This window comes from Hoylesella enoeca JCM 12259 (assembly GCF_000613405.1).
Lineage (GTDB): Bacteria > Bacteroidota > Bacteroidia > Bacteroidales > Bacteroidaceae > Prevotella > Prevotella enoeca.
In genome coordinates, this window is the sequence record NZ_BAIX01000007.1 from 52241 (window position 1) to 66922 (window position 14682).

The following is a 14682-nucleotide window of genomic DNA, read 5'->3' on the forward strand; positions in this document are numbered from 1 at the left end:
CTTCACATGGAATCCATAGCTCATGCCCCATCAGATATCTATAAACGACACTGCAACTAACCATCGATCGCGCTGCAACTAATGCTTACTTGTCGTGCCATTTACAGTCAATTGACGTGTGGTTTGTAAACATTTGATTACTAATGACATATAACATTCAATCGATGTATGCTCTTTTGGTTTTGTATTTGAGACTCAATCAACGAATTATCACTTCTCAATTGTCAATTATCAATTCCTAACACGGTTTCTCACTTTTATTTTCTAACTTTGCATCTGACAATGAAACGAACGGAATGAAGTCTTCGGATTTTGTACATAAACTGATGGGTAAATACCTTTGGGGCAATCTCTTAGCCATGATTGCGGTGATCATTGTGTTGGGACTCGGCGTCAAATTCGGGCTCGACATCTACACCCATCACGGCGAAGCCATATCGATTCCCAATGTGCTGCATAAATCTTACGAAGACGCCAAACATATTCTCAACGATGCCGGACTGCAAGTCGAAGTCGCAGATACGGGTTATGTCAAGACGCTTCCACCCGGATCGATCCTCGCCCAATCGCCGGGTGCAGGAGAACGAGTGAAGACCGGGCATATCGTTTACCTCACGATCAACTCGCTGAACACGCCGACCATTACCCTGCCGGATGTTATCGACAACAGTTCTCTGCGTGAAGCGATGGCCAAACTCAAGGCAATGGGCTTTAAGTTGGGGCCACCCGAGTTTATTCCAGGTGAAAAAGATTGGGTGTACGGTGTCTTGGTGCAGGGCCACCACGTGTCGACTGGCGACAGAATATCCATAGACGACGTACTGACAATACAAGTCGGCAACGGCATGCGTAGTGAATCAGACTCCGTGAACTATGTAGACCCCATTGAACAAGGCACAGAAGGCGATGTCGATGAGTTCGAAGAGGTGACAGGTCCGCCTACGAACGAGTCGCCAACAGCACCGAAACCCGCACCGGCCAACGGTCAGGAAAAGAAGTGATAATGACTGAATATACAGAAGAAATCGACGAATTGGAAGATGAACAACAGCCGCTCTATGAACATTTCCGCATCGTTGTAGACGAGGGGCAAAGCCCGTTGCGCATCGATAAATATATGTTCGAGAAGTTGCAGCATTCCAGTCGCAACCGCATTCAGCAGGCTGCGGATGCCGGTTTTGTGCATGTGAACGATCGTCCGGTGAAAAGTAATTATAAAGTTAGGTCCAACGACGTAATCACTTTAATGCTTGACCGCCCGCGACACGATAGCACTATCGAGGCCGAGGACATCCCGTTGAACATCGTTTACGAAGATGCTGAGCTGCTGGTAGTCGATAAACCCGCTGGACTTGTTGTCCATCCGGGTGCCGGGAACTTCCATGGCACGTTGGTGAATGCCGTTGCCTGGCATCTGAAAGACTTGCCTTCGTATGATCCCAACGACCCCGAGGTTGGCTTGGTACACCGTATCGATAAAGACACCAGCGGTCTGTTGCTTGTTGCGAAGACGCCCGATGCTAAGCGTAAGTTAGGTGTTCAGTTCTTCAATAAGACCACTCGGCGCAGTTATAACGCCTTGGTGTGGGGGCATTTTGCTGAAAATGAAGGTCGCATCGAGGGCAATATTGGGCGCGATCCACGTGATCGGCTACGGATGAAAGTATTCGATCCCACTTCGGGTATCGGCAAACCGGCCATCACTCACTATCGCGTGCTCGAGCGTTTCGGCTATGTTACGTTGATAGAATGTATGCTCGAGACAGGCCGGACACATCAGATTCGAGCTCATTTGCGGCATATCGGTCACCCGTTGTTTGCCGATGAGCGTTATGGAGGTACCGAAATCCTGCGCGGTAACCGTAGTTCGACGTACAAGTCGTTCATTCAAAACTGCTTTAAATTATGCAATCGTCAGGCACTTCACGCCCGAACGCTGGGCTTCCGGCACCCGACTACTGGCCGAGAGATGGATTTCTGTGCACCGCTTCCGCGTGATATGGAGCAGCTGATAGATAAATGGAGAGCCTTTATAACGGGTACCACCATCGACACTTACGATAATTAAGGACACAAAAGATATGAAAAATCCCAAAAGAAACATAGCCATCGTGTGCGGTGGAGATTCTTCCGAGCATGACGTCTCAATGCGTTCGGCTCAAGGTTTGTACTCTTTCTTTGATAAAGAGCGCTATAATGTCTACATTGTCGACGTGAAAGGACTCGATTGGAACGTGCATTTTGAAGACGGAACCACGGCTCCCATTGATAAAAACGACTTTTCTTTTCTGGTGAATGGCAAGCTCGTAGTGTTCGATTATGCGTATATTACGATTCACGGAACGCCCGGTGAGAACGGAATAATGCAAGGTTACTTCGAGCTTCTGCATATTCCGTACAGCACAAGTGGCGTTTTGGTCGAGGCAATGACGTTTGATAAATTCGTGCTTAACAATTATCTGCGCGGCTTCGGTGTGAATGTGGCCGACAGTTTGCTGCTTCGTCGCGGTGAAGAAGATAAGTATTCCGAGGCTGAAATAGCGTCGCGCATTGGGTGGCCGTGCTTTGTCAAGCCTGCGGCCGACGGTTCGAGCTTCGGTATTTCAAAGGTAAAGAACGCCGATCAGTTAGCTCCTGCCTTGCGCGTTGCATTTATGGAGAGCGACGAAGTGATGATAGAACGTTACCTGAAAGGTACGGAAATCTCTGTCGGTTGCTACAAAACGAAAAACAAGTCGGTCGTATTTCCCGCCACGGAAGTCGTTACCAACAACGAGTTTTTTGATTACGACGCCAAGTATAACGGGCAAGTCGAAGAGATAACACCTGCTCGTCTCAATCCCGAAACGGCCGAACGGGTGGCCGAAGAGACGTCGAAGATCTATGACATATTGCATTGCAACGGCATCATTCGCATCGATTACATCATTTCCCAAGATCAAAACGGTCGCGATGTCATCAATATGCTCGAGATCAATAGTACTCCGGGAATGACCGCCACGAGCTTTATTCCGCAGCAAGTGAAAGCTGCTGGCTTAGACATTAAGGATGTCTTGACCGATATTATTGAAAATCAGATGTCGTGAAAAGACGTTAGTCGAGTTGCATTTAACCGTTAAACGCAACCTGACTAACGGTTAAACGTAATCCAACTAACGGTTAAATGCAATCCAACTAATGATTAAACGCACACGATTTAACGTCTAAACGCACAATTCCCAAAAATCAACAAGAATCTATGTCCACGCTATCTGAATTCGATCCGATACGTCCTTTCGAGCCCGAAGAGCTGCCCGAAGTGTTTGAAAGACTGCTGAATAACGAGCAGTTTCGCAAAGTTATCGCTTTCATTATGCCCGAAATGTCTTTCGATGTGTTTGCAACAAGGATGCGGGAATGTAAGACCGGCTTGGAGTTTCAGCACACTTTCTGTTACGGTTTTCTTGAAAAGCTCCTGTCAAAAGCCAGCAAAAGCTGCGATATCGATATCTCGGCGATTAGTAATCAGGGCCGATTTACCTTTATAAGTAACCACCGTGACATCGTGCTCGACTCTGCTTTCCTCGACAAATTACTCATAGATGCGGGCTTCACGACGACCTGTGAGATAGCCATCGGCGACAACCTGCTGTCGCTTCCGTGGATAAAAGACCTCGTGAGAGTCAACAAATCGTTTATTGTCGAGCGCAATCTGCCGATACGACAGATGCTGGCGGCCAGCCGAAGACTGTCCGAATATATGCACTATGCAGTGAATGTGAAGCACGAAAACGTGTGGATTGCACAGCGCGAAGGCCGTGCTAAGGACTCGGATGACCGTACACAGGAGGCCGTTCTTAAAATGATGGCGATGGGAGGAACTGGTTCTGCGGTCGAGCGACTCATCCAATTGCATATCGTTCCGCTGACAATTTCGTATGAATTCGACCCCTGCGACTATCTCAAAGCACAGGAGTTTCAGCTCAAACGCGATGTGCAGGGATGGAAGAAGAGTCCGCAAGACGACCTTGTCAGTATGCAAACGGGTATTTTCGGATACAAAGGGCGTATCCATTATCAATGTGCACCGTGTCTCGACAACTATCTCACGCAACTCGATCCGGCGCTGCCGAAGACCGAACTGTATGCTTCTGTCGCTGCGTTTATCGACCGACAGATTCACCGAAACTATCGACTCTACCCCTGCAATTATGTTGCACTCGATCTGCTTCGGGGGGCGACGGCCTACCGTTCGGCGTATACGGATGTCGACCAAACCGCTTTTGAACAATACATCAGTGGTCAGTTGGCCAAGATTGAGCTTGAAAACAAAGACGAATCCTATCTGCGTGAACGCCTGTTGACAATGTATGCCAATCCCGCCATCAATTATCTTGCCGCCCAATAACCTATGAAGAAATTCCTTGCAGTAGTCGGTCTGCTTGTCATCGTGATGAGTTGCCGACGTGAAAACTACCGGACAGGCGACGGAAAATATTCTTATCTGCGTGCCGATTTTGCCGAGTTGCACACCACTTCGCCCCGAGTGGTCGATTATCTTATCACCGACGACGGTGATTCCGTTACTTTTTCGCCGCGCATTACGGTTGATTGGGCCGTACGGGGCGATTCCGTTTATCGTGTGTTAGCCTATTACAACCTTAGCGAAGAGGGACCGGAAGCGGTGCGAATGAAGCAAATTCCTGTGATGAAATGGCGTAAAATGGCCGAGGGTGAGACGCGGTTCACCGATCCGCTCATCTTTGAGAGTGCGTGGATCAGTCGCAACCGGAAGTATCTCAATATCGGTTTCGCTGTTAAAACAGGTAAGACTGACACCTCCGATGCTCGTCAGACGCTCGGCGTTTCGTGTGATTCCGTCAAGCAATCGGCCAACAACGTGTCGCACATTTACCTCACCTTGTTGCATCATCAGAACGGAGTGCCTCAATATTACAGTGTCCGTGGCCATCTCAGCGTGTCGCTGCGAGATGTTGCCAAGGGGTCAGTCATTCATCTCACCGTCTATACTTACAAAGGAATGATTCATTTAACCAAAACCTTAGCGCCCTAAGTTAAGGAATTGGGAGGCTGTTGCCAATTAAGAATTGAGAAAGGATCATTCTTTGCTTAGGTCTTGAACAAAAGCACCTAAAAGCCAACTTCAAATAGATTCTATCTACTGTGAGCTGGCAGACATTTACAAACTGTATCTCGGTTAACCGTTAATCGCACGCTAATTAAACGTTGATTGCACTACGATTGATGCTTATTTGGAGGTTAACTAACGATTCGTTGTTGTGCTGTTTATAAATGCCTGCCAGATCACAGTAGATAGAACCTATTTGAAGTAAGTCTCGCTGTTTTAATATCCGAAACTCAATCGATGAATAAACAATTCTCAATGATCAATTCTCAATTATAAATTTTGCAGCGGAAGAATAGTCAAATATGGGGAAATTTGTGTAACTTTGAACCGAAAAAACAGTCGGATCAGCCGAGGCAAACTGCCTTTGCAACTGACGGATAACGGACAACAACGGCGGGAAACGGGATTTAACGATATGATCAAAACGGCAGAAGCCTATCACATTCCGGTGCTCTTAGAGGCGAGTATCGATGGACTGAACCTCCGAAAAGGCGGCGTTTACGTAGACGCTACATTCGGTGGGGGAGGCCATTCGCGTGAGATTCTTGCCCGATTGGATTCCACCGGCCGGCTCTTCGGTTTCGATCAGGATGCCGATGCTGCACAGAACACGATGGAAGACGAGCGTTTTACGTTCGTGAGAACCAACTTTCGTTACCTCAAAAACTGGATGCGGTATTACGAAACGGTGCAAATCGACGGTCTGTTGGCCGATCTCGGTGTGTCATCGCACCACTTCGACAATGAGCAGCGCGGCTTTTCGTTTCGTTTCGATGCCCCATTGGATATGCGGATGAACGCAAATGGGCCGACAACTGCGGCTGATATCGTGAATCGATATGATGAAGCGGCATTGGCAGACGTATTTTATCTCTACGGTGAAATGCGCAATTCGCGTCCCATTGCAGCAGCTTTGGTCAAGGCGCGAACGCTGAAGCCGATTACTACTACACGCGATTTCATTGCCGCTGTTGAGCCTTTCTTCAAGCGTGAACGCGAAAAAAAGGAGATGGCTAAACTCTTTCAGGCTCTCCGAATAGAAGTGAACAGCGAGATGGAAGCACTGAAAGAGATGCTGGCAGCGGCTATCGAGATGCTGAAACCGGGCGGCCGGCTTGCCGTTATTACCTATCACTCGCTCGAAGACCGCATTGTTAAGAACATCATCAAGACCGGTAATGCCGCCGGAAAGGTTGAACAAGACTTCTACGGACGCACAGAAACACCCCTGAAAGCGGTCAATGCCAAAGTGATTGTGCCTGACACGGAAGAGCAACAGCGCAATCCGCGTAGCCGAAGTGCCAAATTGAGAATTGCAGAAAAGAAATGAACAAGGATGAAAAAACAATAATCGATGTTGCCGCGGACACCGAGAAAGCCGATCCGCAACAGTCCAACTCCACACCGGAAACGGTGACCGGCACTATATCTGCGCCCGAAGAGGAATTGCAAACGCTGACGGAAGTCATCAAAGAGCAGGCTACTGAGGACGAGTCTCCACTGTCGGCCAACTTTACTTTGCGTAAGATCTTGGGTGGAGACATTCTCAACACGAGTACCATTCGGCATCAGATCTGGCTCTTTTTGCTCATTGCTTTCATTCTGCTTATATATATTTCCAATCGATACAGCTGTCAGCAAGACCTTATCGAGATAGATAAACTGAAACGAGAATTGCAGGATGCACGTTACAAAGCACTGTCTACGAGCAGCCAAATCACGGAAAAGAGCCGCGAAAGCAACGTTCTCAATATGCTGAAAGATAACAAAGACAGTGTGTTGCATATAGCCAATCAGCCGCCGTTCATCATTAACGTGCCCGAGGAATGAGCAAATTCGATTATAAAAAGATAATGCCTCGTTACAGCTTCATCGCCATTTTGATGACGCTGATGGCTGTAGCTGTCGTCGCGAAAACGCTTTATCTGATGACCGCTAAACGCGACTATTGGATGAAAGTGGCTGATCGGGTGAAGAAAGACAGCGTTAGCGTGAAGCCGTTGCGCGGTAACATACTGAGCTGCGACGGGCAGTTGATGGCCAGTTCGTTACCTGAATTCAAGCTGTATATGGACTTTCAGGCTCTTCACGATTCACATACCGACTCGTTGTGGAATGTGAAAGAGGATTCGATATGCCGCTGTTTGAGTCAGATTTTTCCTGAACAAACAGCCTCGGAGTTTAAAAGACAGTTCGCGGAAGGGCGCAAAAAGATGAGCCGACACTGGCCTATCTGGAAGCGACGGGTTGATTATAACATCTATTCCGAGGTGAAACTGCTGCCCGTTTTCCGTCTGTCGCAGAATAAAAGCGGCTTTCATACGGAAGAGTTCAATGCCCGCCAGCGTCCGTATGGCTCTTTGGCAGGTCGCACGGTGGGCGATATGTTTGGTGCGAAAGATACTGCCCGCTTCGGATTGGAGCTTTCTTACGACTCTATTTTACGTGGAAAGAACGGCATAATCCATCGTCGTAAGGTGCTCAATAAGTTCCTCGACATTATGGATACACCGCCTATTGACGGTGCAGATATCGTCACTACGATCGACGTCGGTATTCAAGACTTGGCCGAAAGGGCCGTACTCGACGAACTGAAAGAAATCAACGGCAACGTGGGTGTAGCCATTGTGATGGAAGTTCGCACCGGAGATATCAAGGCAATCGTGAATATGGAGAAGTGTGTAGACGGCAAATACCGTGAGGTTAAGAATCACGCGGTGAGCGATTTGCTTGAACCTGGCTCTGTTTTCAAGACTGCTTCCATTATGGTAGCACTCGACGACGGTATGGTCGACACTACTTACCGGGTAGAAACGGGTGGAGGCATGTGGCCGATGTACGGCAGAGAGATGAAAGATCACAATTGGCGGCGGGGCGGCTACGGGTTGTTGACACTGCCGCAAACATTGCTTTACAGCTCGAATATCGGTGTGAGCCGCATCATTGACAATTATTACCACAGCGATCCGGCCCGATTTGTCCGCGGAATCTATCGTGTCGGTTTGGCGGCCGACCTGCAAATACCGCTCCTTGGGTCGTCGCCTGCGAAGATACGAATGCCGAAAAAGAACGCCAGAGGGCAGTGGTTGAATTGGAGCGACACTGCTTTGCCGTGGATGAGTATAGGCTATGAGACGCAGGTTCCGCCTATTTCGACGCTGACTTTCTATAATGCAATAGCCAATAACGGACGAATGATGCGTCCGCGGTTTGTGAAAGAGGTTGTGAAAAACGGTCAGGTGCTGATGGATTTTCCACCGGAAGCCGTGAAGGGACACGAACAAATCTGCAAGACTAAGACTTTGAAAGAGATTCAAACGATATTAGAGCACGTCGTAAGTCAAGGTCTTGGCAAGAAGGCCGGCTCTTCTTCGTTCAAGGTTGCGGGTAAAACGGGAACGGCACAGATGTCTAAGGCGCCGCAGGTTATAAGTCGGGAACCACCGATTATCTGTTAAGCTTTGCCGGATATTTCCCTGCTGATGCACCGCGTTACAGTTGTATCGTGTGCATTCAGAAGTCGGGACTGCCCGCTTCGGGCGGAGGGATGAGCGGAGTTGTGTTCCACCACATCGCCGAAGGTATTATGGCGCAAGACATCAAGCTGGATATCAAAGACGCACGAGACTCTGCTTCTATCCTCGTTCCTGATGTGAAGGCCGGTAATATACTGTCGGCTGACTATGTGTTGACGCATCTCGGCATCAAAACCAATGCCGATTGGAGTGGCAGTTACGCCGACGGTAATCCCATTTGGGGCACAGCCACACGGCAAGGGAACACTATGGTGGTGCTGAAACGTGAGAAAATGTACGGTCGGAGTCGTGTTCCCGACGTCGTGGGAATGGGTGCTCGCGATGCCGTTTACCTCATGGAGAGCCGCAGCATGCGTGTTTGGCTACACGGTCGCGGAAGCGTTGTAGAACAATCAGTGGCTCCCGGTAGCGAAGTAAATAAACGGGAAATATGTCACCTAAAATTAAACTGAAAACAACGAAGTGTTAATCGCATTGCAACTCACAGTTAGTTGCATCCCAAAAGCTACTTAAACGCAAGACAAGTAATAGTAAAACGCGATATGAAATTAAATGAATTGCTCAAACATGTCAAACCACTTGACATCCTGGGAGATACAGAGGTGGAGATCACGGGCGTAAACATCGATTCCCGACGCATTGAGAAAGGACATCTATTTGTGGCTATGAAGGGTACGCAGGTGGATGGACATCAGTTTATTTCGAAAGCTATCGAGCAGGGAGCAGTGGCCGTTTTGTGCGAGGATATGCCGAATCGTTGGCCACAGGGGTTACTTTTGTGCAGGTGGAATCCACAGAAGATGCAGCAGGTAAAGTCGCTACGCTCTTTTATGGAGATCCGTCTCGCAAACTGAAATTAGTAGGTGTGACCGGCACCAATGGCAAAACGACGGTCGCTACCTTATTATATAATATGTTCAGAGCGATGGGATACAAGTGCGGTCTACTCTCTACAGTGTGCAATTATATAGAAGACGAAGCCATTGCAGCCGATCATACCACACCCGATCCTATCGAATTAAACCAGCTGTTGCATCGAATGGTCGAGGCAGGATGCGAGTATGCCTTTATGGAATGCTCTTCGCACGCCATTGCTCAACGGCGGATCAGCGGCCTTTCATTTGTCGGCGGCATTTTTACAAACCTTACTCGCGACCATTTAGACTATCACAAGACCTTCGAAAACTATCGCAATGCCAAGAAATCATTCTTCGATGGGCTACCAAAGACCGCTTTTGCCATCACGAATGCTGATGACAAAAACGGTATGATTATGGTTCAGAACACCAAGGCGACTGTAAAGACTTATTCAACACGCGTTGCCGCCGACTTCAAAGGTAAACTATTGGAATGCCACTTTGAAGGAATGTACCTCGAAATAGATGGTCGTGAGGTGGGAGTTCAATTCATCGGCAAGTTCAATGTTAGCAATTTACTGGCCGTTTACGGTGCAGCCGTGATGCTGGGAAAGCGCCCCGAGGATGTACTTGTGGTTCTCAGCACCCTGCATAGCGTGCGAGGCGTCTCGAACCGATACATTGCGCGGCCGGTTACACTGCAATCGTCGACTATGCACACACTCCAGATGCCTTAGCTAACGTGCTCAATGCCATTCACGAGGTGTTAGATGGTAAGGGAAAAGTAATCACCGTATGTGGTGCCGGCGGCAATCGAGACAAAGGTAAACGCCCGTTGATGGCGCAAGAAGCCGTACGCCAAAGCGACAAAGTGATTATTACGAGCGACAATCCGCGCTTTGAGAATCCGCAAGATATTATCAATGATATGCTCGAAGGCCTCAATTCGCGACAGCGGGAGAAGGTTCTCAGCATCGTAGATAGGCGTGAAGCGATCCGCACTGCGTGTATGTTGGCCCACAAAGGCGATGTTGTTCTCATTGCCGGTAAGGGTCACGAAGACTATCAGGAAATACAAGGTGTGAAGCATCACTTCGATGATCGGGAAGTGGTAGAGCAATTGGCGGTTAATCAGTGATAGTTAATAGTTGAATCGCCCATTGTTTCCTCGGCACACAACAAGTCCGGATTATGAAACAAAGTTTGGCGTTAAGCCAATTATGTATTATAAATTTATGAATTAAACAGGTGTATTATGCTGTACTATCTATTCAGAGTTCTTGACCAATACGGCATCTCCGGGTCTCACCTTTGGGGCTATATCTCGTTCAGAGCATTGTTGGCGCTGATCCTTTCACTCGTTATCTCGGCGTGGTTCGGTGAAAAATTCATTGCGTTTTTGAAGCGGAAGCAAATCACCGAGACACAACGCGATGCTAATATAGACCCTTTCGGAGTGAAGAAAATCGGTGTCCCGTCAATGGGCGGCATCATTATCATTGTGGCAATCCTTATTCCCGTGCTGCTATTGGGGCGTTTGCGCAATGTTTATTTGCTGTTGATGATTGTCACGACAATATGGCTTGGCTTCCTCGGAGGTATGGACGACTTCATCAAAATATTCCGACGTAACAAGCAAGGACTAAAAGGTAAGTATAAGATTATCGGTCAAATCGGCATTGGTTTCATCGTAGGCGTAACGCTGTGGGCCGCTCCCGACGTAAAGATTAACGAAAACTTAGCCATCGAAAAGCAAGGACAGGAGACCGTTGTCAAGCATCGCACCCAGCCACGAAAGTCGTTAAAGACTACGATTCCATTCTTAAAAGGACACAATTTAGACTATTCGCGCGTGACAAGTGTATTCGGCGACCGTCGTGTTGCAGCCGGATGGATTCTCTTTGTGATAATGACCATCTTCGTAGTAACGGCTGTCAGCAACGGCGCTAACCTCAACGACGGAATGGATGGGATGTGTGCAGGCAACTCGGCCATCATCGGTGTGGCCCTGGGAATATTGGCTTATGTCAGCTCGCACATACAATTCGCAGCCTATCTGAACATTATGTACATCCCCGGTTCGCAAGAGTTAGTGGTATTTTTCTGTGCTTTTATCGGCGCACTCATCGGTTTTCTCTGGTACAATGCTTATCCCGCGCAGGTGTTTATGGGCGACACAGGCTCACTGGCGATAGGAGGCATCATCGCGGTAGGCGCTATCATCATTCACAAAGAGCTGCTTTTACCCATCCTTTGCGGCATATTCTTTGTCGAAAGTCTTAGCGTTATCGTGCAGGTTTGGTACTTCAAGCTGGGTAAACGACACGGAGTGAAGCAGCGAATATTCAAACGTACGCCCATACACGACAACTTCCGCACACAAGACGAGCAGTTAGACCCTGACTGCAAATACCTCGTCACGAAGCCGCGAACAGTTGTTCACGAGTCGAAAATCACCATTCGCTTCTGGATTATTACGATAATCCTCGTAGCACTCACCATCATTACGTTGAAGATCAGATAAAGAAGAGATGAAAAGAATCGTAGTTTTAGGAGCCGGTGAGAGCGGAGCCGGTGCAGCAATATTGGCTAAAAAGCAGGGTTTCGACGTATTCGTGTCGGATATGTCGGCCATAAAAGACAAGTATAAGCAGCTGATGGACAGTCACGGAATCGCTTGGGAGGAAGGCCAGCACACTGCGGAGAAGATTCTGAATGCCGACGAAGTGATCAAGAGTCCGGGCATTCCGAAAGAAGCTCCGATGGTAAAGAAACTCTCAGAGCAGAGTACTCATATCATCAGCGAGATAGAATTTGCCGGCCGTTACACGCATTCCAAGATGATTTGCATCACCGGAAGCAATGGAAAAACTACTACCACATCGCTCATCTATCACATATTCAAGGCCGCAGGATATGATGTCGGACTCGCCGGAAACATCGGACGGAGCCTGGCTTTACAAATAGCCGAAGACCCGCACGAATATTATATCATCGAGCTCAGCAGCTTTCAGTTGGACAATATGTACGACTTCCGGGCCGACATAGCCATTCTGCTCAACATCACCCCCGACCATTTGGATCGCTATGACAACTGTATGCAAAACTATGTAGATGCTAAAATGCGCATCATTCAGAATCAAACGCCGGCCGACTCATTCATTTACTGGAACGACGATCCTGTAATCAAGCGCGAATTGGCCAAATATGACATCCGCGCCGTACAATATCCGTTCTCCGAACTCAAAGAATCGGGCAGCATCGGATACATAGAAGAGGGCCAATACACCATCGAGGAGCCTACGCCTTTCAATATGGAGCAAGAAGAATTGAGTCTGACGGGCAAGCATAATATCTATAACTCGCTTGCGGCAGGCATCGCCTCAGACATCGCCGGTATCAAAAAAGAAGCCATTCGTAAAAGTCTCGGCGACTTTCCGGGCGTCGAACACCGCTTAGAAAAAGTCTGCAAGGTGGGCGGTGTACAGTATATCAACGACTCGAAAGCTACTAATGTCGATGCCTGTTGGTATGCTTTGGAAAGTATGAAAACGCCCGTCATCCTGATTTTGGGCGGTAAAGACAAGGGCAATGACTATAATGAGATCAAGCCTTTGGTGCAGGAGAAATGCGCCGGATTGGTTTATCTCGGTGCCGATAACACCAAGCTGCACCGCTTCTTCGATGGAATAGGCATCCCCATACGCGATACCCACAGTATGAAAGACTGTGTACGGGCCTGCTACGAGATGGCCCAGCCCGGCGATACGGTACTACTGAGTCCTTGTTGTGCCAGCTTCGACCTCTTCAAAAATATGGAAGACCGCGGCCAACAATTCAAAACCTTAGTCAGATCTCTATAAACAGGCTTTGCAATCCATCACCAACGGCAATGAACAATCAAACGCTTAGCAATATCTTCAAGGGCGACAAGGTAATCTGGATGGTGTTTTTCTTCCTCTGCATCATCAGTGTCGTCGAGGTCTATTCGGCCTCGTCACAACTCACTTACAAAGGAGGCAGCTACCTGGCACCTGTTCTCAAGCACGTGGGAATCCTCTTCCTGGGTATCTTCTTTATGGTAGTAACACTCAATATCAAATGCAAATACTTTAAAATCGTTACCCCGTTCCTACTCATTCTGTCATTTCTTACTCTAATATGGGTCTACTTTGCCGGCCAGTCTACCAATGGAGCACAACGCTGGATCAGCCTGATCGGCATACAGTTTCAGCCTTCCGAGATTGCAAAAGGCACGATGGTGCTTGCCACGGCGCAGATACTGAGCGCTATGCAGACCGAAAACGGAGCCGATAAGAATGCATTCAGATACGTGCTCATTACTTGTCTCTTCATTATTCCCCTCATTATGCTTGAGAATCTGTCAACAGCAGTGTTGCTTTGTGCCATCATCTTTATGATGATGATTATCGGACGCGTGTCTTTCCGACAGTTAGGCCGACTCTTGGGCATCGCTACCCTGCTTGTTGTGTGCCTTTTTGCGCTTGTAATGTTGGTGGGAGAAGACCACGGAGAAGCCGTCGCCGGCAAGACGATGACCGAACAGACAGATACCGTCAAGCAACAAACCACCGGTATCAAGAAAGTCTTTCATCGCTTCGACACGTGGAAATCGCGCATCAATAAATTTGCAGACAAGAAGCAGATTGCCCCCGAAGACGTCGATTTAGACAAAGATGCGCAGATAGCTCACGCCAATATTGCCATCGCATCAAGCAACGTTGTGGGCAAAGGTCCGGGTAATTCAGACGAGCGCGACTTCCTTTCGCAGGCCTTTTCCGACTTTATTTACGCCATTATCATTGAGGAAATGGGTATCGAAGGAGCGTTTTTCGTGGCCATACTCTACATTATTCTCTTATTCAGGACAGGTCGAATCGCCCACCGTTGTGAGAATACCTTCCCCGCATTCTTGGCCATGGGCCTTGCGTTATTACTCGTAACGCAAGCCATTTTCAATATGTGCGTGGCCGTGGGTCTTGCTCCCGTCACCGGTCAACCGTTACCATTGGTAAGCAAAGGCGGTACTTCTACCATCATTAATTGTATCTACATCGGGGCCATTCTCAGCATCAGCCGATCCGCAAAGAAGACCTCTGTGCAAACCGAAACACTTGTAAATCAACATGTTTAGTTATCA

At 48.2% G+C, this 14682-nt stretch carries 10 protein-coding genes and 2 pseudogenes; all 12 read left to right on the plus strand.

Going from position 1 to position 14682, the window contains the following annotated elements; all coding sequences use genetic code 11:
- Positions 1–296 precede the first annotated feature (296 nt).
- The 12 genes and pseudogenes from JCM12259_RS03950 to JCM12259_RS04005 all read left to right on the plus strand — a co-directional run bounded on the left by JCM12259_RS03950 (position 297) and on the right by JCM12259_RS04005 (position 14676).
- The gene (locus tag JCM12259_RS03950; protein ID WP_025065504.1) at positions 297–1001 is read left to right on the plus strand and encodes a PASTA domain-containing protein; all 705 of its coding nucleotides are present in this window, start codon (positions 297–299) and stop codon (positions 999–1001) included.
- Positions 1002–1003: 2 nt separating this feature from the next.
- Complete coding sequence (locus JCM12259_RS03955) at positions 1004–2068, plus strand: RluA family pseudouridine synthase (RefSeq protein WP_025065505.1); 1065 nt, start codon at positions 1004–1006, stop codon at positions 2066–2068.
- A 13-nt stretch (positions 2069–2081) separates the two neighbouring features.
- On the plus strand, positions 2082–3086 hold the full coding sequence (locus JCM12259_RS03960) for a D-alanine--D-alanine ligase (protein ID WP_025065506.1): 1005 nt from the start codon (positions 2082–2084) through the stop codon (positions 3084–3086).
- Positions 3087–3238: 152 nt separating this feature from the next.
- On the plus strand, positions 3239–4387 hold the full coding sequence (locus JCM12259_RS03965) for a 1-acyl-sn-glycerol-3-phosphate acyltransferase (protein WP_025065507.1): 1149 nt from the start codon (positions 3239–3241) through the stop codon (positions 4385–4387).
- Between the two features lie 3 nt (positions 4388–4390).
- Positions 4391–5053, plus strand: a complete 663-nt coding sequence (locus JCM12259_RS03970; protein ID WP_025065508.1) for a NigD1/NigD2 family lipoprotein — start codon at positions 4391–4393, stop codon at positions 5051–5053.
- A 490-nt stretch (positions 5054–5543) separates the two neighbouring features.
- The gene (gene rsmH / locus JCM12259_RS03975; RefSeq protein WP_025065509.1) at positions 5544–6458 is read left to right on the plus strand and encodes a 16S rRNA (cytosine(1402)-N(4))-methyltransferase RsmH; all 915 of its coding nucleotides are present in this window, start codon (positions 5544–5546) and stop codon (positions 6456–6458) included.
- On the plus strand, positions 6455–6958 hold the full coding sequence (locus JCM12259_RS03980; RefSeq protein WP_036888501.1) for an FtsL-like putative cell division protein: 504 nt from the start codon (positions 6455–6457) through the stop codon (positions 6956–6958). Before rsmH ends, JCM12259_RS03980 begins: the two co-directional genes overlap by 4 nt.
- Positions 6955–9116, plus strand: a pseudogene (locus JCM12259_RS13695) (PASTA domain-containing penicillin-binding protein). The gene JCM12259_RS03980 and the pseudogene JCM12259_RS13695 overlap by 4 nt, the downstream one beginning before the upstream one ends.
- A 90-nt stretch (positions 9117–9206) precedes the next feature.
- Positions 9207–10659: pseudogene (locus JCM12259_RS13700) on the plus strand (UDP-N-acetylmuramoyl-L-alanyl-D-glutamate--2,6-diaminopimelate ligase).
- A 117-nt stretch (positions 10660–10776) separates the two neighbouring features.
- A complete protein-coding gene (gene mraY, locus JCM12259_RS03995; protein ID WP_025065510.1) occupies positions 10777–12045 on the plus strand; it encodes a phospho-N-acetylmuramoyl-pentapeptide-transferase in 1269 nt (422 codons plus the stop codon).
- Between the two features lie 7 nt (positions 12046–12052).
- Positions 12053–13384: a UDP-N-acetylmuramoyl-L-alanine--D-glutamate ligase gene (gene murD, locus JCM12259_RS04000; RefSeq protein WP_025065511.1), complete on the plus strand. Its 1332-nt coding sequence runs from the start codon at positions 12053–12055 to the stop codon at positions 13382–13384.
- Positions 13385–13413: 29 nt separating this feature from the next.
- Positions 13414–14676, plus strand: a complete 1263-nt coding sequence (locus JCM12259_RS04005; protein WP_025065512.1) for an FtsW/RodA/SpoVE family cell cycle protein — start codon at positions 13414–13416, stop codon at positions 14674–14676.
- Positions 14677–14682: the final 6 nt, after the last annotated feature.

Bases quoted from the DNA above. Each gene is read 5' to 3' on its own strand.
- mraY (WP_025065510.1), top strand. From the start codon at position 10,777: ATGCTGTACTATCTATTCAGAGTTCTTGACCAATACGGCATCTCCGGG.
- JCM12259_RS03955 (WP_025065505.1), top strand. From the start codon at position 1,004: ATGACTGAATATACAGAAGAAATCGACGAATTGGAAGATGAACAACAG.
- JCM12259_RS04005 (WP_025065512.1), top strand. From the start codon at position 13,414: ATGAACAATCAAACGCTTAGCAATATCTTCAAGGGCGACAAGGTAATC.
- JCM12259_RS03965 (WP_025065507.1), top strand. From the start codon at position 3,239: ATGTCCACGCTATCTGAATTCGATCCGATACGTCCTTTCGAGCCCGAA.
- JCM12259_RS03960 (WP_025065506.1), top strand. From the start codon at position 2,082: ATGAAAAATCCCAAAAGAAACATAGCCATCGTGTGCGGTGGAGATTCT.
- rsmH (WP_025065509.1), top strand. From the start codon at position 5,544: ATGATCAAAACGGCAGAAGCCTATCACATTCCGGTGCTCTTAGAGGCG.
- JCM12259_RS03950 (WP_025065504.1), top strand. From the start codon at position 297: ATGAAGTCTTCGGATTTTGTACATAAACTGATGGGTAAATACCTTTGG.
- murD (WP_025065511.1), top strand. From the start codon at position 12,053: ATGAAAAGAATCGTAGTTTTAGGAGCCGGTGAGAGCGGAGCCGGTGCA.
- JCM12259_RS03980 (WP_036888501.1), top strand. From the start codon at position 6,455: ATGAACAAGGATGAAAAAACAATAATCGATGTTGCCGCGGACACCGAG.
- JCM12259_RS03970 (WP_025065508.1), top strand. From the start codon at position 4,391: ATGAAGAAATTCCTTGCAGTAGTCGGTCTGCTTGTCATCGTGATGAGT.